General features: G+C 60.5%; 19 protein-coding genes. 15 read left to right on the top strand and 4 right to left on the bottom strand.

Translation table 11 applies throughout. The annotated features are described in order from the left end of the window. The first annotated feature begins 278 nt into the window (after positions 1 to 278). The gene (locus JNM42_RS11520) at positions 279 to 1298 is read left to right on the top strand and encodes an integron integrase (protein WP_294269732.1); all 1020 of its coding nucleotides are present in this window, start codon (positions 279 to 281) and stop codon (positions 1296 to 1298) included. A 282-nt stretch (positions 1299 to 1580) separates the two neighbouring features. On the opposite strand, the gene JNM42_RS11515 is transcribed toward JNM42_RS11520, so the two are convergent. Continuing rightward, the gene (locus tag JNM42_RS11515; RefSeq protein WP_294269729.1) at positions 1581 to 2375 is read right to left on the bottom strand and encodes an enoyl-CoA hydratase; all 795 of its coding nucleotides are present in this window, start codon (positions 2373 to 2375) and stop codon (positions 1581 to 1583) included. A 280-nt stretch (positions 2376 to 2655) separates the two neighbouring features. Beyond that, a complete protein-coding gene (locus JNM42_RS11510) occupies positions 2656 to 3117 on the bottom strand; it encodes a PaaI family thioesterase (RefSeq protein ID WP_294269726.1) in 462 nt (153 codons plus the stop codon). A gap of 428 nt (positions 3118 to 3545) precedes the next feature. Between JNM42_RS11510 and JNM42_RS11505 the strand changes: the two genes are divergently transcribed. Further along, entirely contained in the window at positions 3546 to 6461 is a 2916-nt protein-coding gene (locus tag JNM42_RS11505; RefSeq protein ID WP_294269724.1) for an ATP-binding protein, read from the top strand. 191 nt (positions 6462 to 6652) lie between these two features. On the opposite strand, the gene JNM42_RS11500 is transcribed toward JNM42_RS11505, so the two are convergent. After that, positions 6653 to 7705 (bottom strand): MBL fold metallo-hydrolase, encoded by a 1053-nt coding sequence (locus JNM42_RS11500; protein ID WP_294269721.1) that lies wholly within the window; start codon positions 7703 to 7705, stop codon positions 6653 to 6655. Positions 7706 to 7823: 118 nt separating this feature from the next. Here JNM42_RS11500 and JNM42_RS11495 point away from each other — a divergent pair, with 118 nt between their 5' ends. The 13 genes from JNM42_RS11495 (at position 7824) to JNM42_RS11435 (ending at position 18710) form a co-directional block, all read left to right on the top strand. Then, complete coding sequence (locus JNM42_RS11495) at positions 7824 to 8261, top strand: MerR family DNA-binding transcriptional regulator (RefSeq protein WP_294269717.1); 438 nt, start codon at positions 7824 to 7826, stop codon at positions 8259 to 8261. Positions 8262 to 8316: 55 nt separating this feature from the next. Continuing rightward, positions 8317 to 8766 (top strand): PaaI family thioesterase, encoded by a 450-nt coding sequence (locus JNM42_RS11490; RefSeq protein WP_294269714.1) that lies wholly within the window; start codon positions 8317 to 8319, stop codon positions 8764 to 8766. 17 nt (positions 8767 to 8783) lie between these two features. Then, positions 8784 to 9947, top strand: a complete 1164-nt coding sequence (locus JNM42_RS11485; protein ID WP_294269711.1) for an isovaleryl-CoA dehydrogenase — start codon at positions 8784 to 8786, stop codon at positions 9945 to 9947. Positions 9948 to 9971: 24 nt separating this feature from the next. Continuing rightward, complete coding sequence (locus tag JNM42_RS11480) at positions 9972 to 11117, top strand: acyl-CoA dehydrogenase family protein (RefSeq protein ID WP_294269708.1); 1146 nt, start codon at positions 9972 to 9974, stop codon at positions 11115 to 11117. After that, on the top strand, positions 11110 to 11547 hold the full coding sequence (locus JNM42_RS11475) for a PaaI family thioesterase (protein WP_294269705.1): 438 nt from the start codon (positions 11110 to 11112) through the stop codon (positions 11545 to 11547). Before JNM42_RS11480 ends, JNM42_RS11475 begins: the two co-directional genes overlap by 8 nt. 9 nt (positions 11548 to 11556) lie before the next feature. Then, positions 11557 to 12162: a 2-hydroxychromene-2-carboxylate isomerase gene (locus JNM42_RS11470; protein WP_294269703.1), complete on the top strand. Its 606-nt coding sequence runs from the start codon at positions 11557 to 11559 to the stop codon at positions 12160 to 12162. After that, positions 12162 to 13769 (top strand): carboxyl transferase domain-containing protein, encoded by a 1608-nt coding sequence (locus JNM42_RS11465; RefSeq protein WP_294269700.1) that lies wholly within the window; start codon positions 12162 to 12164, stop codon positions 13767 to 13769. The genes JNM42_RS11470 and JNM42_RS11465 overlap by 1 nt, the downstream gene beginning before the upstream one ends. 133 nt (positions 13770 to 13902) lie before the next feature. Then, on the top strand, positions 13903 to 15939 hold the full coding sequence (locus JNM42_RS11460) for an acetyl/propionyl/methylcrotonyl-CoA carboxylase subunit alpha (RefSeq protein WP_294269698.1): 2037 nt from the start codon (positions 13903 to 13905) through the stop codon (positions 15937 to 15939). Positions 15940 to 16013: 74 nt separating this feature from the next. Then, positions 16014 to 16238, top strand: a complete 225-nt coding sequence (locus JNM42_RS11455) for an AbrB/MazE/SpoVT family DNA-binding domain-containing protein (protein ID WP_294269696.1) — start codon at positions 16014 to 16016, stop codon at positions 16236 to 16238. After that, entirely contained in the window at positions 16235 to 16627 is a 393-nt protein-coding gene (locus JNM42_RS11450; protein WP_294269694.1) for a type II toxin-antitoxin system death-on-curing family toxin, read from the top strand. Before JNM42_RS11455 ends, JNM42_RS11450 begins: the two co-directional genes overlap by 4 nt. Beyond that, positions 16624 to 17547: a hydroxymethylglutaryl-CoA lyase gene (locus JNM42_RS11445; RefSeq protein ID WP_294269692.1), complete on the top strand. Its 924-nt coding sequence runs from the start codon at positions 16624 to 16626 to the stop codon at positions 17545 to 17547. The genes JNM42_RS11450 and JNM42_RS11445 overlap by 4 nt, the downstream gene beginning before the upstream one ends. Next, positions 17544 to 17774 (top strand): DUF1289 domain-containing protein, encoded by a 231-nt coding sequence (locus JNM42_RS11440; protein WP_294269690.1) that lies wholly within the window; start codon positions 17544 to 17546, stop codon positions 17772 to 17774. Before JNM42_RS11445 ends, JNM42_RS11440 begins: the two co-directional genes overlap by 4 nt. Before the next feature lie 21 nt (positions 17775 to 17795). Further along, on the top strand, positions 17796 to 18710 hold the full coding sequence (locus tag JNM42_RS11435; RefSeq protein ID WP_294269687.1) for an MBL fold metallo-hydrolase: 915 nt from the start codon (positions 17796 to 17798) through the stop codon (positions 18708 to 18710). Between the two features lie 42 nt (positions 18711 to 18752). On the opposite strand, the gene JNM42_RS11430 is transcribed toward JNM42_RS11435, so the two are convergent. Then, the gene (locus JNM42_RS11430) at positions 18753 to 19577 is read right to left on the bottom strand and encodes an OST-HTH/LOTUS domain-containing protein (RefSeq protein ID WP_294269685.1); all 825 of its coding nucleotides are present in this window, start codon (positions 19575 to 19577) and stop codon (positions 18753 to 18755) included. Positions 19578 to 19984: the final 407 nt, after the last annotated feature.

The following is a 19984-nucleotide window of genomic DNA, read 5'->3' as shown; positions in this document are numbered from 1 at the left end:
GCAACGACTTCGAGCCCAGGAAGCTTGCAAAGATGCCAAAGCAGAGTTGAAGCGGGAGACAGCCAACCCTCTACCTCAAACGACAAGGGTTCGTCTTCAGTACCGCCAAGGCGCTTGGTGCGGAGTGACATGCGTTCTAACTTTGTTATGGGGCGACAGTTTTGCGCCCCAACTCCGGCGCGTGCTGTATAACTCCGCGCCAGAGGGCACCCCAAAAGGGCCTTGCAGCGCGGCTTTTCGACGTATATACTGTAGTTTTATCCAGTACTAAATGAATCGTGAAAAGCAGCACGGTTTCCCTCCCTCCCCTGAAAGCGGCAAGAGTGCTCGACCAGTTGCGCGAGCGCATCCGCTATCTGCACTACAGCATACGGACCGAGGATACCTACGTCAATTGGGTTCGCTCCTTTATCAGGTTCCATGACCGCCGTCATCCGGCGACCATGGGCGGCGAAGAAGTGAAAGCATTCCTATCCTGGCTCGCCAACACGCGGCATGTGGCGGCGTCCACGCACAAGCAGGCGCTTTCGGCCTTGCTGTTCTTCTACGGCAAGGTGCTCGGAGTGGATTTGCCGTGGATGAAGGAGATCGGCCGACCGCGTACCCAGCGGCGCCTTCCGGTTGTCCTGTCACCCGATGAGGTCGCCCGGCTTTTCTGTTTCCTGGAGGGAGAACACCGGCTGTTTGCCCAATTGCTGTACGGCACAGGGATGCGGATCAACGAGGGCTTGCAGCTTCGTGTGAAGGATGTGGACTTTGCTCGCAGTACGATCATCGTTCGTGAAGGAAAGGGCGGCAAAGACCGGGCGCTGATGCTGCCGCAGCGCCTTGTTTCAGGCTTGCGGGATCAACTGGCGCGGGCCCGCCTGATTTGGTCCGCCGACCAGGAGGCCGGACGTGGCGGCGTGGCCATGCCCGATGCGCTGGAGCGAAAGTATCCTCGGGCGGGTTCGTCGTGGAACTGGTTCTGGGTGTTTCCTCAGGATACCCTTTCAACTGACCCGCGCTCGGGGGTGGTTCGCCGGCATCATATGTACGATCAAACCTTCCAGCGCGCCTTCAAGCGGGCGCTGTTTCGTTCCGGCATAGCGAAGACGGCGACGCCTCACTCGCTTCGCCACTCGTTTGCGACGGCCGTGCTGCAGGCCGGGTATGATATCCGGACGGTGCAGGAGTTGCTCGGTCATGCCGATGTCGCTACCACCATGATCTATACCCACGTATTAAAAGTCGGCGGGGGTGGCGTACGCAGCCCGTTCGATTCGATACCCGAAGTCGGCTTGATTGACGCGTGTTAGCTAGGGCTCACCGCTTCGCGTGCTGATGTCCGCTCTGGAGCAAACTCCTGGACTAGGGCTGCTGGGCGAACTGTGACCAGTGGATGAGTATCCCGCCAAGATTGTGCTTTGTACAGGCGCAAATAAATTACCGCTTACGGATAACAGTTTTAACTTCGTTGCAGCCCGCCAAGGAGCCGATGCTCAAGTCTCAAAGCATCTTTCCGGTGAAAGCCGGAATCCATAAATTTCAAGTCACTGGACACCGGCTTCCGCCGGTGTGACGGCTTATTCAGTGTTTCCCTAGCGTCCTTTCCACTCGGCCTTGCGCTTGCCGATGAAGGCGTCGATGCCCTCGCCGGCGTCTTCGCTCATCATGTTGCAGGCCATCACTTCGGAGGCATACTGGTAGGCCGCATCGAGCCCCATTTCGAGCTGCCTGTAGAACATCTGCTTGCCCATGCCAATGGCCAGCGAGGACTTGGCGAGAATCGATTGCGCGAGCTTGTCGACTTCGGCATCGAGCGCCGCACCCGGCACGACACGATTGACCAGCCCCTGTTGCAGCGCCGTCGGCGCGTCGATGAAGTCGCCGGTAAGGAGCATTTCCATTGCCTGCTTGCGGCCCAGATTGCGCGACAGCCCGACCCCCGGCGTCGCGCAGAAAAGGCCGACATTGATACCCGACGTGGCAAAGCGCGCAACATCGGCTGCCACCGCCAGATCGCACATGGACACCAGTTGGCAACCCGCCGCCGTGGCGATGCCGTGGATACGGGCGATCACCGGTTGCGGCATCTGCGTCAGGGTCATCATCATCCTGCCGCATTGCGTGAATAGCGCCTGCATGAACGCCTTACTGTGATTGGCGCGCATCTCCTTGAGATCGTGCCCGGCGCAAAACGCCTTGCCGGCACCGGCAATCACAACAACACGCAGAGCCGGATCGGCAGCAATGGCATCCAGTTCGCCTTGCAGCGCGGCTATCATGGCGCTCGACAGCGAGTTGAACTGCTGTGGCCGGTTCAGCGTCAGCGTCACGATGCCTTGGCTGTCGCTGCGCAGGACATAGGGTTCCTGATGGGTTTCGGTATTCATATTTGCTTCTCCTTTTCGTCCAGTTTCTCAAGTATAGGCAACACTTTTCTTTTGAGTCGAGCACCGTCGCGATTTCCATGCGAGGGTTACTTGCAGGATCCAGCCCACTCAGAGGCTGTGCATCAATGGATAAGCAACTCTCAAGTCGTCATTCCGGCGAAAGCCGGAATCCAGTACCTTCCTCTAAATCCATAAAATAATCAGATAAACGAGCTGGACCCTGGCTTGCGCCGGGGTGACGAGCGTGGAAATCAGCCAGTAATGATTTTTTCACAGACTCTCAGGCCCCAAAATTATCCGGCATCTGAACGGCTACCACTTCGCCTCGGGCGCAAGCGACACCGTCGGCAAATAATGTTGAGTCGACGAGAACCTTTCGCCCCTTGATCTCGCGCACCCGTCCGCGAATTTCCAGCTCGCGGCCGAGTGGCGTCGGCTTGAGGTAGCTGACGTTCAATGAACCGGTAACGAAACGGAAAGCCGGCAGGCTGTCCATCGCCCGGCCCTCGGCGCGATACATCGCGGCGGCGGCGGTGCCGGTGCTGTGACAGTCGATCAGCGAGGCCAGCAGGCCACCATAGACGTAGCCAGGGATGGCCGTATGGTACGGTTCGGGCAGGAAGCGCGTGACGCTCTCCTCGCCCTCCCAAAAGGTCTTGATGCGATGACCGTGCCGGTTCTGGCTGCCGCAGCCGTAGCAGTAAGCAAGATTTTCCGGGTAGTAATCCTGAAAGGCTTTCAATTGGAATCAGCTCCTGTTGGACGTTAGACGGTTACTCAAGCTGTCATCGGGCAGCCGACCAAACAAATGACTTTGTCTTAGCCAGTTTAGAACAAAAATTATGAATGGGTCCCTGAGTCAAGATAGCAATGTACTGAGTATAAGCTGAACATCCGGCGACAATCACAAGTGACTTCACTCGCAGCTTGACGGCTCTGCCACGGTGTTGCTTTTGTTTTATTACGTCTAATGTCTTTGTTTCTGACCTTGCTGCCCATCGTGATCTGGTCTTTCAGACACAACTCTGGAGGATTGCTTTTAGACCCGAAACGGCACAGACTCTGCGAAAAATCATAACCATAGGCACCGGTAAAGACGTGATGCGGGGGAATCTACGTGAGCAATGGTGTGAGGGGAGCCCAGTCCGGGCGTTGATGCGATCCCTCGCCTTGGCCGTCGTCCGGTCGATGCAATTGGCGCGGCGGCTGCTTCTTGTTGCCGCTTGCCTGGTGCTGCCCGCCGCGTTTGCCGCCGAAGAGCGCCCGCGAAACCCGCATCCAGACATCCTCGTCGTCCATTCGTACCACCAGGGTCTGCCCTGGACCGACAGCGAGCAGGAAGGTCTCCAGCTCGGGCTTGCCGAGCATCGCTCACAGATCGGGGTATTCATCGAGTACCTGGATGACCTGCGCTTCCCGATCCGTACTCCCGAAGCCGAAGCGGCGATCGCGCAGCGGCTGGCCGAGCGCTACGCCAAGGCTCACATCGAATACCTGGTCGCCACCGACGATCCAGCTTATCGGCTTCTATTGGCGCATCGCGATCGCCTGTGGCCGGGAATCCCGATCCTGTTTGCTGGCGTCAACAACATCGACGGCAAGGATGTGGCGCACCTCGAGCGGGTTGCCGGCGTGTCGGAACACCCCGACTTCCTTGCCAACCTGACGTTGATCCAGTCCTTGCACCCGAAGGTCGATCGTCTCGTCGTCGTCGGAGACGAAACCAAGACCTTCGCATCGAACCGCAAGGCCCTCGAAGACGCCAACGCGACGCTCGCCCGACCGTTCACCGTCGACATCGTCGTCCGCAATTCGCTACGGGAGGTTCTGGCCGACCTGCACGGCTTGTCCGGCGATTTCGTCGTTTTCCTGATGGGTCGCCCGTTCGACGATGACGGTCAACTAGGGGCCGAGGCCGTCGTGTCAAAGGCGGTCCGTGGTGCAACCCGGCACCCGATCTATTCCGCCTGGAGTTTCTTTCTCAACCACGGCATCGTCGGCGGCAAACTGGTTTCCGGGAAGGAGCAGGGACTCGCGCTCGCCGGCCTGGTGACCGACCTGCATGCCGGAAAGGCCATGGCCGACCTGCCGCGCGTAATCGACAGTCCGAACCGGTACATGTTCGACTACGCGGAGCTCGATCGCCTCGGGCTGTCCAGACACCCGCTTCCACCGGAGTCGCTCGTGATCAACCAGCCGGTCAAAATCTGGGAGACGTACCCGAAGACCTTTGCCGGTTCGGTAGCGGTTTTAGTGTTTCTACTAGCCCTGCTGGCCCTGCAGCGACGCAATCTCCGCATCAAGCAGTCGCTGTCGGCGGAGATCGAGAAGGAGCTGGTGCTGGTGCAAGCACTGATAAACGCCGCGCCCTTCCCGATGTTCTTCAAGGACGTTTCCATGCGCTACAAGCGCATCAACGATGCCTTCGCCGCCTTTCTCGGCAAATCGCGCGAGGAGGTCATGGGACAGACGGTGAGTGTCGTCGCGCCGCCGCCGCAGGCGGGCGTCTTTCGCAGCAAAGACGAGGAGTTACTCGCCGAAGAGGGCAAGCAGATCTACGAGACGGTTGTGGTCGACGCCGATCAGACGCCTCGGGACATTGTCTTTCACAAGGCCGTCGTTAAACTGCCAGGCGGTCACGTCGAAGGCATCGTCGGCGCCATGCTCGACGTGACCGAATTACGGCGGATCGAGCGCGACCTGCGCGAACTCAACGAGCACCTCGAGCAACGCGTGGCCGAGCGGACCGCCGACCTCGCGCAGTCCAACATCCGCTTGCAGCAGGCGGTTGATTCGCTGGCGCTGGCGCAGGATGAACTGGTACGCTCCGAGAAGTTCGCATCGCTTGGTTCGATGGTCGCCGGTGTGGCGCACGAACTCAATACCCCGATCGGCAATGCCCTTACCGTGTCGACGACGATGCAGGCAAAGTTTGAGTCCCTGGCGGCTGACTTGAAGCTCGGTGCGCTGCGAAAGTCCACCCTCGACCAGTATCTTTACGATAGCGAAAATGGCCTCGTCATGTTGGTCCGCAACCTCGAACGTGCAGCGAATCTGATCACCAACTTCAAGGAAGTCGCGGTCGACCAGACCAGCGATCGCCGCCGGAGTTTCCGCCTGGTCGATGTCGTCGAGGAATGCGTTCAAACCTTCACGGCCGTCGTCGGCACCCATGCGCCCGAGTTCCTGGTCAATGTCGCGGTGTCGATCGAGTTCGACGCGTATCCAGGGGCGCTGGGCCAGATCTTCCTGAACCTGTTCGAGAACGCGCGCGTCCACGCCTTCGCCGAAAACGCGCCAGGCAAAATCCGGGTCGGCGCCCTGTCCCTGCCCAACGGAAACATCCAGCTCAGCATAAGCGACAATGGAAGGGGCATCGCACCCGAAGCGCTGCCGAAGATTTTCGATCCGTTCTTCACCACCCGCCTCGGGCAAGGCGGCAGCGGGCTCGGGCTGGCCATTGTCTATCGCCTTGTCACGAGGAAACTCGGCGGCAAGGTTCGCGTCAGCAGTGAGCCGGGGCAAGGGGCGATCTTCATTATCGAACTGCCGGTAACTGCGCCGGAATTGCTGGTCGGCAACGAGTTAATGGCGGCACAAGCGGGACGGGCGTCGCCGGAAAGCATCAACTCAGCCGCGCCAGAGGCCGGGGAAACGTCGCCTCTGCACCTGCGCGACGAACTCCTCGATATACGTGCGCTCGTCGAATCGAACGCCGCAGCCGCCGCCGCGCGGCACGTCACCGATATCGACCGTAAACGCCTGACAAAGGTCTTCGAGCGGCTGGATCAGAGCTTTTCTGGCTTTGACGGCGAGACGCAGGTGGCCTCCGATCTGGCTTTCCATATGACGATCATCGACCTGTCGGGGGATCCGGCGCTGCAGAAGGTCGGCGCGGCAGTGATTCCGCTGATGTACGGCCATGTGCGTCGCAACCTGACGCGGTTGATGCCCGATCCGGACCAACGGGAAATACTTCGCCGCCAGCATCGGGCGATCTACGAGGCCATCGTCGCCGGCAATCCCGATATCGCTTCGGCATCGGCGAAGGAACATATGGACTTCGTTCGCACCTTTTCGGGGTGACTCGACAAAACCGCAGGGGGCTGACTCGTCAGAGTACGGTTTAGCGCTGCCGCACCTGATCTGCGAATGGTCAGTAGGTAAATTCAGGGCTGCTGTATCCACACAGCTGAGTGGATTCCGGCTTGCACCGGAATGACGGGTGGTAAATTGAGAGGTGTGCTTAAGCTAGCCTGCTGGACTCATGGGCTTGTTCAAGGCGCCATCGGGCAGGCGATAAAACGGATCACGCCATCTTCGCCTGTTGCGCGCAGCAGTCTTCCGGCCTGTTCGAGATGGTTCAGATGGGCAATCGCTTCGCCCATCGCGAACATCAACTGGTGCGTGTCGAGTTCCCTCGGAAACAGGGTCGACAGCAACTCCGCCGCGCTACGCGGCTGCGCGCAGTTTTCCGCAAGCACCTGCAAGCGCTCGTGATGGTGCGCATGCTGTTCTTCGATCCGCTCAAGCATGCCGTAAAACGGAAGTCCGTGCGAAGGCAGCACCAGTGTTTCTGCGGGCAGATCGCGATAACGATCAATAGAGTCGAGGTAGTCGGCGAGCGAGTCGGCCATCGGGGTTACCGCGTAGACGCTGATATTGGTCGATATTTTCGGCAACAGCATGTCGCCGGAAATCAGCACGCCGAGGCCCGCGCAGTAAAGCGATGCGTGTTCCGGCGAGTGGCCGAAACCGACGCGAACCTGCCAGCCATGCTCGCCAATGCTGATCACCTCGCCGTCAAAGAGTCGCTGATACGAGGTCGGCAAATCCGGTACCCCGCGCTGGTAGCCGCCGCGATTTTTTTCCAGCCCGGCGCAACGTCCGGCATCGAGTCCATGGGCGCTGAACTGGCGCAGCATCGGCGCGATGCCATGCCCGGCAGACTCGTGCCAGACCGCATGGGCGGTAAGGTACTCGCCCAGCGTCATGTGGATGGCGGCACCGGTCTTCTCCTGCAGCCAGGTCGCGAGGCCGAGATGATCCGGGTGAAAATGGGTGACGACGATGCGCAGGATGCGAGCACCGCGCGGCGTTTCGGCCAGCCGGACGAGAATGCTTTCCCAACAGTCCTTGACCATCGGCAGCGCAAAACCGGTGTCGATGATTGTCCAGCCGGGTCGGCCCTCCGACTCGTCGGCAAGCAGCCACAGGTTGATGTGTTCGAGTGCGAAAGGCAGCGGCATGCGCAGCCAGTGGATGCCGGAAGCGACCTCGAAGGTCTGGCCGGCCGCCGGGGGAGTAGCGAAAGGATAGTCTGGAAGCATAGGCAGGCGGATTGTAAAAACCTCGGGAATCTATACACTGGGCTGAACAGGGGCGCTCTGTTCCTTGGCGCTTCCTTCGTGCAATATAACACTCGATACGACAACGGGCAGGACACCGGTGGACAAACAACCCGCAAGCTTCAGCATTTCCGATCTGGCTCGCGAATTCGGCATCACGCCGCGAACGATCCGTTTTTACGAGGATCAGGGGCTGATCTCGCCCCGCCGCGAAGGGCGGAAACGGATTTTTACGCGCCGCGACCGCACCCGCCTGAAGCTGGCGTTGCGTGGCAAGCGACTCGGTTTCAGTCTGGCCGAGATCGGTTATCTGATCGGCATGTACGACACGGCGCGCGACAAGAACGCGCAGCTTACCGAACTGCTCAATGGCCTTGGCCAGCGCAAGGCGGCGCTGGTGCAGCAGCGCGAGGACATTGAAGCCGTATTGCAGGAAGTCAATGCCTTCGAATTGCAGTGCCAGGAACTGTTGTCGGCACGCGAAGCCAGGAAAGCTTCTGATGCAGCCGATTCGTCGACAGCAAATGATGCCGTTTGATCCAATTCCATCAAATCAGTTGACGTTTACGTCAACGTCAACTTAAATGGCGCTTATGCACAAAGCTCAAGACCCCCAGTTTGCCGAACGCGTACGCGCCAGTTTCCAGCGCCAGCAGGCCATGGCGCTGATCGGCGCCAGCCTGCCGGTGATCGAAGCCGGTTATACGGAAATCCATCTGCCGCACAAGGCGGAAATCACCCAGCAGCACGGCTACATTCACGGCGGGGTGGTCGGCATGATTGCCGATTCGGCCGCCGGCTACGCGGCGAGCACGCTGACTGCGCACGATACCGGCGTGCTGACCGTCGAGTACAAGCTCAACCTGCTGGCGCCGGCCGAAGGCCAGTTGCTGATCGCCGAAGGTTCGGTGATCCGCTACGGACGAACCCTGATCGTGACCAAAGCTGAGGTATTTGCCATCAAGGACGGCAAGAAAACCCTGTGCGCGGCGATGCAGCAGACGATCATGACCCTGCACGGCAAGAAAGACAGCATCCTGTAAGACAAGGAGACATAAAAATGGACTACCCAAGCCTCGGTTTTGCACACGGCGAAACCATCGACATGCTGCGTGACTCGATTCGCCACTTTGCGGCGACCGAAATTGCACCGCGTGCCGAAGCCATTGACCGTGACAACCTGTTCCCCGCCGACCTGTGGACAAAGTTCGGCGACATGGGGCTGCTCGGCATGACGGCCGACGAGGAATACGGGGGCACCGGCCTTGGCTATCTGGCGCACATCGTCGCCATGGAGGAAATCTCGCGCGCCTCGGCCAGCGTCGGATTGTCCTACGGTGCGCACTCCAATCTCTGTGTGAACCAGATCAGTCGAAATGGCAACGCCGCACAGAAAGCCAGGTATCTGCCCCGGCTGATCTCCGGCGAACACGTCGGGGCGCTGGCCATGACCGAACCGAATGCCGGTTCCGACGTGGTCAGCATGAAGCTGCGCGCCGACCGGCAAGGCGAGCGTTATGTCCTGAATGGCGCCAAGATGTGGATTACCAACGGCGGCGATGCCGATACCCTGGTCGTTTATGCCAAAACCCGCATCGATGCCGGCGCGAAAGGGATCACCGCATTCATCATCGAGAAAGGGATGAACGGCTTCTCCTGCGGCTCCAAGCTCGACAAGCTCGGGATGCGCGGCTCCAATACCTATCCACTTTTTTTCGACGACTGCGAAGTCCCTGAAGAAAACGTTCTCGGCGAACTCGACGGCGGCGTACGCGTCCTGATGAGCGGTCTCGACTACGAACGCGCGGTGCTCGCCGGTGGCCCCCTCGGCATCATGGCGGCAGCGATGGACGCCGTGTTGCCCTACATCCACGAGCGCAAGCAGTTCGGCCAGTCGATCGGTGAATTCCAGTTGATGCAGGGCAAGATCGCCGACATGTACACCACGTTCAACGTCTGCCGGGCGTACGTTTATGCCGTTGGGCAGGCCTGCGATCGTGCCGAGACGACCCGCAAGGACGCCGCCGGCGCCATCCTCTACGCTGCCGAAAAGGCGACCTGGATGGCTGGCGAAGCGATCCAGACGCTCGGTGGCAACGGCTACGTTAACGAGTATCCGGTTGGCCGCCTGTGGCGCGACGCCAAACTCTACGAAATCGGCGCCGGCACCTCGGAAATCCGCCGCATGCTGATCGGCCGGGAGTTGTTTGGCGAAACGGCTTGAGCGCGGTTAATCAAAGGACAGCCCATGATTCTGACGCAAGAGCAGGAAATGATCCGCGACTCGTTGCGCACGTTCGCACAGGAGCGTCTGGCTCCCTTTGCCGGCGATTGGGATCGCCAGCACACCTTCCCGGCCGCACCGCTGCGCGAACTCGGCGAGCTCGGTGCGCTCGGCATGCTCGTTCCCGAGCAGTGGGGCGGTGCCGGCATGGACTACATGTCGCTGGTGCTGGTGCTTGAGGAAATTGCAGCCGGCGATGGCTCGACATCGACCATCGTCAGCGTGCAGAACTCGCTGGCTTGCGGCATCACGATGAAGTACGGCAGCGACGCGCAGAAAGAAACCTGGCTCAAGCCGCTGGCGCGCGGCGAGAAGCTCGGCTGTTTCTGTCTGACCGAACCGCACACGGGTTCCGACGCGTCGTCGATCACCCTGCGGGCGGATCGTGACGGCGATCATTTCGTGCTCAATGGCGTCAAGCAGTTCATCACCACCGGCAAGTACGCCCAGGTGGCCATCGTTTTTGCGGTGACCGACAAGGCCGCCGGCAAGAAGGGGATTTCCTGCTTCCTGGTGCCGACCGATACGCCAGGTTACATCGTCGCCCGTATCGAGGAAAAAATGGGGCAGCACGCTTCCGACACCGCTCAGATTCTCTTCGAAGACTGCCGCGTTCCGGCCACTGCCCTGCTCGGCGCCGAGGGCGAGGGATACCGGATTGCGCTTTCCAATCTCGAAGCCGGGCGCATCGGCGTTGGCGCACAGTCGGTCGGCATGGCGCGTGCGGCTTTCGCGGCGGCGGTGAAGTATGCCAGGGAACGAGAGACTTTCGGCAAGGCCATCATCAGGCATCAGGCCGTCGCGTTCCGCCTCGCCGACATGGCCACCCGGATCGACGCTGCGCGTCTTCTGGTGTGGCGGGCGGCAAAGCTGAAGGATGCCGGAAAACCCTGCCTCAAGGAGGCCTCGATGGCCAAGATGTTTGCCTCGGAGATGGCCGAGAAAGTGTGTTCCGATGCCATCCAGATACACGGCGGCTACGGTTACGTGAGCGATTTTCCGGTCGAGCGGATCTATCGCGATGTGCGTGTCTGCCAGATCTACGAAGGGGCAAACGACATCCAGCGCATGGTCATTGCACGCGCCATCGAGGCCGAACAAGATGAGTAATTATCGACTGCGTGCCGGGGTTAGCGTCGAGGGGCTGAACGCCCTGGCAGCGGGGCATTTGCCCGGCTTGTTCGGGATCGAGATCCTGGCCATCGAACCGGGCAAGTTGCGCGCATTTTTGACCATTCGCCCCGAGATGCTGGCGCCCAATGGTTTTCTTCATGCGGCGACGGTCATTGCGCTGGCCGATACCACGGCGGGCTATGCGACGATTGCTCACCTGCCGCTCGGTACCGAGCAATTCACGACGCTCGAACTGAAAAGCAATTTTTTCGGAACGCTGACCGAGGGCATTCTGCTTTGTGAAGCGAGGGCAGTGCACGCCGGACGAACGACGCAGGTGTGGGACGCCGAGGTCAGCAGTGAAGCGGGCCAACGCCTGGCCTTGTTTCGCTGTACCCAGATGATTCTTTGGCCCAGGGCGGCGTAGGGGGTGCGCATGTCGGAAGCCATCGATTTCTACTTCGATTTTTCTTCGCCCTACGGCTATCTGGCTTCGGAAAAAATCGACGAATTGGCCGCCAGATACGGGCGCAAGGTCAGATGGCACCCGATCCTGCTTGGTATTGTTTTTCGCGAGTCGGGCGGCGTGCCGCTGACGCTGACGGCACCGATCAAGAGCAATTACTACCTACACGACTTTTCCCGCTCGGCGCGCTATATGGGTATCTCCTATACGCACCCGGCGAATTTCCCGATCGCCACGCAGCACGCGGCCCGCGCCTACTACGGGCTGCACGGGCAGGATTGCTCCAGGGCGCGCGCCTTTGCGCACGCGGCCTATCGCGCCTTGTTCAGCGAAGGACGGGATCTCTCCGATCTCGCCGTGGTGCTTGAGCTGGCCGGCGCGGCGGGCGCGGATCGGGATGCCCTGGCCGAAGCGCTGGCCGGCCCGCTGCTCAGGGAACGCCTGAAAGCCGAATGCGCAGAGGCCATCGCCAGGGGAGTTTGCGGTTCCCCGTTCATCATTGTTGACGGCGAACCGTTCTTCGGTGCCGACCGTCTGCCGCAAATCACGCATTGGCTCGAAACCGGAGGTTTTTGATGAGCGTTCTGACTACCCAGCTCAACCCGCGCAATGCCGACTTTCAGGCCAGCGTCGAGGCCATGCAGAAGCTCGTTGGCGACCTGCGCCAGACGGTCGACCGGATCGCCCTCGGCGGCCCCGAAGCGGCACGCCAGAAGCATATCGCGCGCGGCAAGCTGCTGCCGCGCGAGCGTGTCAATGCGCTGATCGACCCCGGTTCGCCGTTTCTCGAACTGTCGCAACTGGCCGCCTACGGCATGTACGGTGGCGACGTTCCTGCCGCATCGATGATCACCGGAATTGCTCGCGTCAAGGGCGTCGAATGCATGATCGTCGCCAACGATGCGACGGTGAAGGGCGGCACCTACTACCCGCTCACCGTCAAGAAACACCTGCGCGCGCAGGAAATCGCCGCTGAAAACCGGCTGCCGTGCATCTATCTGGTCGACTCCGGCGGGGCCTTTCTGCCGATGCAGGATGAGGTGTTTCCGGACAAGGAGCATTTCGGGCGCATCTTCTTCAATCAGGCCAATCTCTCGGCGGCCGGCATCCCGCAGATCGCCGCCGTCATGGGATCGTGTACCGCCGGCGGTGCCTACGTTCCGGCGATGTCCGACGAGTCGATCATCGTCAAGGATCAGGGCACCATCTTCCTCGGCGGCCCGCCGCTGGTGAAGGCGGCAACCGGCGAAGTGGTCAGTGCAGAGGATCTCGGCGGCGCCGACGTGCATACGCGCATCTCGGGTGTCGTCGATCACCTGGCTGAAAACGATGCGCACGCGCTGGCCATTGTCCGCCGCATCGTCGGCAACCTGAACTGGCAGAAGCAGCCACCGCTCAGCCTCGCCGAGCCGAACGCGCCGCTTTATCCGGCCGAAGAGTTGTATGGCGTGATCCCGACCGACACCAAAAAGCCCTTTGACGTGCGCGAGATCATCGCCCGCATCGTCGACGGATCCGATTTCGACGAGTTCAAGGCGCGTTACGGGACAACGATCGTCTGCGGCTTTGCACACCTCTGGGGCTACCCTGTCGGCATCGTTGCCAACAACGGCATCCTCTTTTCGGAGTCGTCGCTGAAGGCCGCGCATTTCATCGAACTCTGTGCCCAGCGCGGCATTCCGCTGGTATTCCTGCAGAACATTACCGGCTTCATGGTCGGTCGCAAATATGAAAACGGCGGCATCGCACGCGACGGCGCCAAGATGGTTACGGCGGTAGCCTGCGCCAGGGTGCCAAAATTCACCGTTGTGATTGGCGGTTCGTTCGGTGCCGGCAACTACGGCATGTGCGGTCGTGCCTACGGCCCACGCTTCCTGTGGATGTGGCCGAACGCGCGCATCTCGGTGATGGGCGGCGAGCAGGCGGCCGGCGTACTGGCCACGGTCAAGCGCGATGGCCTGGAAGCCGCCGGCAAAACCTGGAGCGCCGAAGAAGAGGCCGACTTCAAGGCGCCGATCCGCGAACAGTACGAAGCGCAGGGCCACCCCTATTACGCCAGCGCGCGTCTCTGGGACGACGGCGTGATCGATCCGGCCGATACGCGGCGGGTACTCGGGCTGGGTCTGTCGGCGGCGATGAACGCGCCGGCCGAAGCTACGAAGTTCGGAATTTTCAGGATGTAAACAGCGAAACACAAAGGCATCAAGTGCCAAGTTGAAAATCTTAAAGGATCTACGGCTCCCTCTGAGCTATTTCCTTTATGCATTTCCTGGTGAATCTTTGTGCCCTTGGTGACTTGGTGGTGAAAGGTTTTCAATGTTCAGCAAAATTCTCATCGCCAATCGCGGCGAAATTGCCTGCCGTGTGATCAAGACGGCGCGGCGCATGGGCATCCGTACCGTCGCCGTATTCTCCGAAGCCGACGCCAACGCACGGCACGTGCGCCTGGCCGACGAAGCGGTGTGCATCGGCCCGGCGGAGGCGCGTGAATCCTACCTGGTCGCCGGGCGCATTCTCGATGCGGCCGGACGCACCGGCGCGCAGGCGGTGCATCCGGGTTACGGCTTTCTATCCGAGAACGATCAGTTCGCCGAAGCCTGTGCCGCCGCCGGTATCGTTTTCATCGGCCCGCCTGCGGCGGCCATTCGCGCCATGGGCTCGAAGTCGGAAGCCAAGAAGATCATGGGTGCGGCCAACGTGCCGCTGAACCCCGGCTACCATGGCGACAACCAGGAACCCGCTTACCTGCACGCGCAGGCCGAAGCCATCGGCTATCCGGTGCTGATCAAGGCCGCCGCCGGCGGCGGTGGCAAAGGCATGCGTCGGGTCGAGAAAAGCGGGGATTTTCTTGCCGCGCTGGCCTCGTGCCAGCGCGAGTCGGCTTCGTCGTTCGCTTCCGAACACATGTTGATCGAAAAGTATCTGACGCGCTCGCGACACATCGAAATCCAGGTTTTCGCCGACACGCAGGGCCATTGCGTCTATCTCTTCGAGCGCGATTGCTCGGTGCAGCGTCGCCACCAGAAGGTGCTCGAAGAGGCGCCGGCGCCGGGTATGACGGCGGAACGTAGGGCGGCGATGGGCAAGGCCGCTGTCGATGCGGCCAGGGCGGTGGGCTATGTCGGTGCCGGTACCGTCGAGTTCATCGCCAGCGACACCTTCGCGCAGGACGGCACCTTCTACTTCATGGAAATGAACACCCGCCTGCAGGTCGAGCACCCGGTGACCGAAATGATCACCGGGCAGGATCTTGTCGAGTGGCAATTGCGGGTCGCCAGCGGCGAACCCTTGCCGCTACGCCAGGATCAGCTCGAAATCCGCGGTCACGCGCTCGAAGCGCGCATCTACGCCGAGGACCCGGGCAAGGACTTCCTGCCGTCGACCGGCCATCTGCTGCATCTGTCGCCACCGGCCACGAGTCTCAACGTTCGCGTCGACACCGGCATCGAGCAGGGCGACGAGATCACTCCCTTCTACGATCCTATGATCGCCAAGCTGATCGTCTGGGACATCGACCGCAACGCCGCGCTGGCGCGCATGCGGCAGGCGCTGGCCGATTACCGCATCGTCGGCGTCACGGCCAACGTCGACTTCCTGTCGCGCCTGCTCGCCTGCCCGGCGTTTGCCAACGCCGATCTCGACACCGGCCTGATTGAAAGGAGTCGCGATTTTCTCTTTCCGGCGGCGGTCGAGCCGCCGAGAAGTGTTTTCTTCGTACTCGCCGTAGACGAACTGCTGCGCGAGCAGGCCTCGGCACTGGCCGAAGCCGCTCATTCGGGCGACCCGTGGTCGCCGTGGAGTTCGCACGACGGCTGGCGCCTGAATATCCGGTCGCGGCGCACCGTCACCTATCGCAGCGGAGAAACTGCACACGAAGTCAGTGTCGCTTACGAGGCCGATGGCTGGCGCCTGACGCTGGCCGGCGAATCGGTCCTGGCGCGTGGCCGGATGCTCGACAGCGGCCAGTTTGCCGGTCAGCTCGCCGTTGAGCTGGATGACCGTCGGCTGGTGGCCAGCGTCATCGCGGTGACCGTCAAGCACGAACAGAGACGTCACGTCTTCCTCAACGGAACGACCTGGGTCGTCCTGCGCGACGATCCGCTGCATCGGGTCGAGGCCGGCGGCGTGCACGTTGGCGGCCTGACGGCGCCGATGCCCGGCAAGATCGTCGCACTGCTCGCCACGCCGGGGCAAAGCGTCGACAAGGGCGCGCCGCTGCTGATTCTCGAGGCAATGAAAATGGAGCACACGATCACCGCGCCGAAGAACGGCATGGTCAAGGCTTTCCTCCATGCCGCCGGCGATCAGGTAGTCGATGGCGCGGAACTGATCGAGTTCGAAGTGGAGTCGTGATGAGCGGGCTGGGTATTTGATCGGCCAGCAATTTAAGTTTAGTATTACAAACGTTATAACAACGGAGTTTAACCATGTTCGTCCTGAAACTGACCCAGATCGGCAATTCGGTTGGCGTCGTACTGCCCAAGGAGTTGCTTGGCCTCCTGCATGTGGAGAAAGGCGACACGCTTTATGTCACCCAGTCACCCTCTGGCGTAACCCTTACGCCTTACGATCCCGCCATCGAGGAACAGTTGGTGCAGGGTCGCGACTTCATGCGCGAGTACCGCGATACTTTTCACGTACTAGCCAAATGAACTTTCGCTGGATCAACCGGCAAGTGCTGGTACTGCTCCACGACGAATCCCTGGCGATCCATGGCGGCGGCGCCGGCCTGCGCGATGCAGGCCTGTTCGAGTCTGCGCTCGCGCGCCCCGAAAATCTGGCGGCTTTCGGGGCGCCGGACGTTTTCGAGTGCGCCGCCGCTTATGCCTTCGGGCTGTCAAGGAATCACCCCTTCGTCGATGGCAACAAGCGTGTTGCCTTTCTGGCGAGCGGTGTCTTTCTGCGCATCAACGGTTATCGCCTGAACGTCAGTCAGGCCGATGCCGCGGAGGCCGTTATTTCACTTGCCGCCGGTGACCTCTCGGAATCCGCTTATGCCGCCTGGCTGCGCGCCGGCTGCGTCGAATTGAATTCGCCATGAGCTTGCCCAGGCAGGTAAAAATCGTCGAGGTCGGCCCGCGCGACGGGTTGCAGAACGAGCAGCAGATCGTTCCTGCCGCCGTCAAGATCGAGCTGATCCAGCGTCTCGCTCAAGCGGGTCTGGCGGCCATCGAGGTGACGTCCTTTGTGCCGGCCCGATGGCTGCCGCAGATGGGTGACAACGACGAGGTACTGCGCGCCGTGCTGTCGAGTCCGCACCGCAAGGCGGGCGTGGCCTATCCGGTGCTGACACCCAACCTGAAGGGGTTTGACGCGGCAGTCGAAGCTGGGGCGACTGAAGTCGCCATTTTCGGTGCCGCTTCGGAGGCCTTCTCACAGAAGAATATCAATTGCAGCATCACAGAGAGCCTGAAACGTTTCGACGCCATTCTCGATTCAGCGAGTGCGCTGGATATCCGGGTGCGCGGCTATGTGTCCTGTGTTGTCGCCTGCCCTTACGAAGGCGCTGTCGATCCGGAAAAAACGGCGTGGGTGGCCGGCAAGCTCTACGAGATGGGCTGCTACGAGGTTTCGCTCGGCGATACGATTGGCGCCGGTACGCCGGCCTCGATACAGCGCATGATCGAAGCCTGCACAAGAGGCGTACCGATCGACAGGCTGGCTGGTCATTACCACGACACCTACGGCATGGCCATCGCCAACGTCTACGCTTCGCTCGAACTCGGCATGGCGGTGTTCGACAGTTCGATCGCCGGGCTCGGCGGCTGCCCGTATGCCGCCGGCGCCTCGGGCAACGTGGCGACCGAGGATCTCGTCTATCTGCTGCACGGCCTGGGGATCGAAACCGGTATCGACATGGAAAAGTTGCTGGAGGCCGGACAATTCATTTTGCAGCAACTCGGCCGCCAGCCCGCCGCGAAGTCGGCCAAAGCCTTGCTCGCCCGACGGAGTGCCAGGTGACTGTCAAGCCGTTTGCCGTGGCCGCACCGGAATCACCGTGCATCGATGTTTGCCAGATGGACGAGGTCAGCGGGCTTTGCCAAGGCTGTTTTCGCACGCTTGAAGAAATCTCCGGCTGGAGTCGCGCCGCGCTGGATAAGCGGCTCAGTATCCTCGCCGCCGTCGAACGTCGGCGTGCCGAGCACGACCCCTGCGGCGATGAATTTCGCGGAGATTGCGACCGATGAAAATTTCCCTGTGGCCTTCTGATGCTCCCTGAAAGCCTGCTGGTTCTCGAACGTGGCTGGCTCTCGTCGAACAACATCGTCTGTTTCGAAGGCGAGCAGGCCGCGCTGATCGACAGCGGCTATGTAACGCACGCCGCGCAGACCGTTGCTCTGCTGCAGCACGCACTCGACGGCCGCCGCCTGACGCGCCTGCTCAACACGCACTCGCATTCCGACCATATCGGGGGCAACGCCGCCGTGACAGAGGCTTTCGCCTGCCAGGTCATCGTTCCCGTCGGCATCGACGCGACGATTGCAGAATGGGATGAAGAGGCGCTGCTCCTGTCGCCGCTGGGCCAGTCTGGAGCACGCTTCCGCCACGACGCGACGATTGCCGAGGGAGACGAGATCGAACTCGGCGGCCTCAACTGGCACGCCATCGCGGTACCCGGACACGACATGGACGCGTTGGCCTTTTACAACGCCGAGCGGCGTATCCTGATCTCCGGCGACGCGCTGTGGCGCGATGGCTTCGGTGTCATTTTCTCCGAGCTGCTCGGCCACCCGGACGATGCCGGAGGTCTCAAGGCGACGCGTCAAACCCTCGACCGGCTGGCCCGCCTGCCGATTGACGTCGTCATCCCCGGCCATGGCGCGCCATTCGTTGAAATCGAGGATGCCTTTGTCTGTGCCTACCAGCGGCTCACCGCCTTCGAGCACAGCATTGACCGGCTGGCGCGCCATGCCCTCAAGGTGATCTTCGCTTTTGCCATGCTCGAGCGGCGGCAACTGGCAAGCCGCGATCTGCCGGCTTTTCTGGCCAGCCTCAGCTTCTGCCAGAGCATCAATGCCCGTTATCTGGGTTACGACAAGGACACCCTCGCGCAGTGGCTGGCGAGCGATCTGATTCGTGCCGGAACGCTCAAGGAAGAGGATGGCGTGCTGATCGCCGTATAGGCCGGCCGGCGATAGCTGTTCAGTTTGAAAGAAGAGTGGACATCAGTGCATTCCCTTGTCTTTATAGAGTGTCCTGAAACTACCTTCAGACAAAGGCTCATCAAAAACATCGAAGTTCTCGCAACCGACTAATAACTCCTTGAGCTTCTTGAAGCCATACCGATCTTTGAGCCCCTTCAACTCTTCTGGCATCTCCTTTGCTGCCAGGTTACCGGCCCGCCCTAGATCGGTCCAGCCGTCTGTGCGGTGATACCGGGTCGCCGCATCACGCAACAGGTTTACAAGCGGACTATCCTGAAGCCACATCAGCTCAAACTGCTTATCGTACTCAGGGCTGGCCATGATACTGGAATGCAGCCCCATGATCGCCTGCATACGCGTCACAGTGCTCTTCAGATGCTCATACATCGGCAACACCTTTTCGCTCTGGGCGCCGAGGTAGGCCAAGGTTTCAGTCATCTTCTCGGATGAGTCTGGCTGCCAGCGCGGCAGGAAGTGATGAACCAGATCGTTGCGCTCGTCTGTCATCAGTTTCAGATTACGGCGCATGGACTCGACAAATTCGGTGTCACCTGAGGTTCGGAAGGAGAAAGAGAACCATCCGGCGGGCTTATCCTCCTCGGGTACATTTTCCCCAGCGTCCTGGAGCAATTCATTTCCGTATTTCTCAACCAAGTGGCCGAGCATCTTCTTGTTGATACAGTCAGTCTGTACTTGCTGGTTGGACTGATATGATTCGGCAGTTCCGCCACCTTTATGGTTTGCCAGAAGAACCTTGAGAAAATGCTCGATCTGCTGGAACAGCAGCAGATTCCGGCCTACACGGCGGAGTACTTCGTCTTGGGTTGGTTTGAAATCAGAATTCAAAGAAAATTCACGGAGGGTTGATCCATGTATAGTTTATCAAAAAAGATGTATCAGAACTGGCTTACCCACATAGAGCAGCCGTAAGGGGACAGCGTGATTTTCAGATTTAATCAAGGTTAAATGACCCCGATAGCTTGTTCGGCAGCTGCCCCCATGAGCCTTACCGAAAAGGGTAATAGCGTCCTCCTTTCTGGCGTGCTATGCTATCTGGGTCAGTGTCGAGTAACGGGGCATGGCAGAGCCCGAATGACGCTACGCTCAGGGGGTAAAGTGGATCCCATAGTCAAGACAGAATCCTGCCGGGTTTAAGCTGGACATTCAACTTCACATGCAGCTGGACGGCGCTGCCCCGGTTCTGACTTTGCTTTGGTTTCTGCTGTTGCTGTTGCTTCTGCTGTTGTCCTTGC

The sequence above is a fragment of the Propionivibrio sp. genome, from assembly GCF_016790145.1.
Lineage (GTDB): Bacteria > Pseudomonadota > Gammaproteobacteria > Burkholderiales > Rhodocyclaceae > Propionivibrio.
The sequence above is the reverse complement of the archived record's forward strand: the minus strand, read 5'-3'. Positions and strand labels throughout refer to the sequence as shown.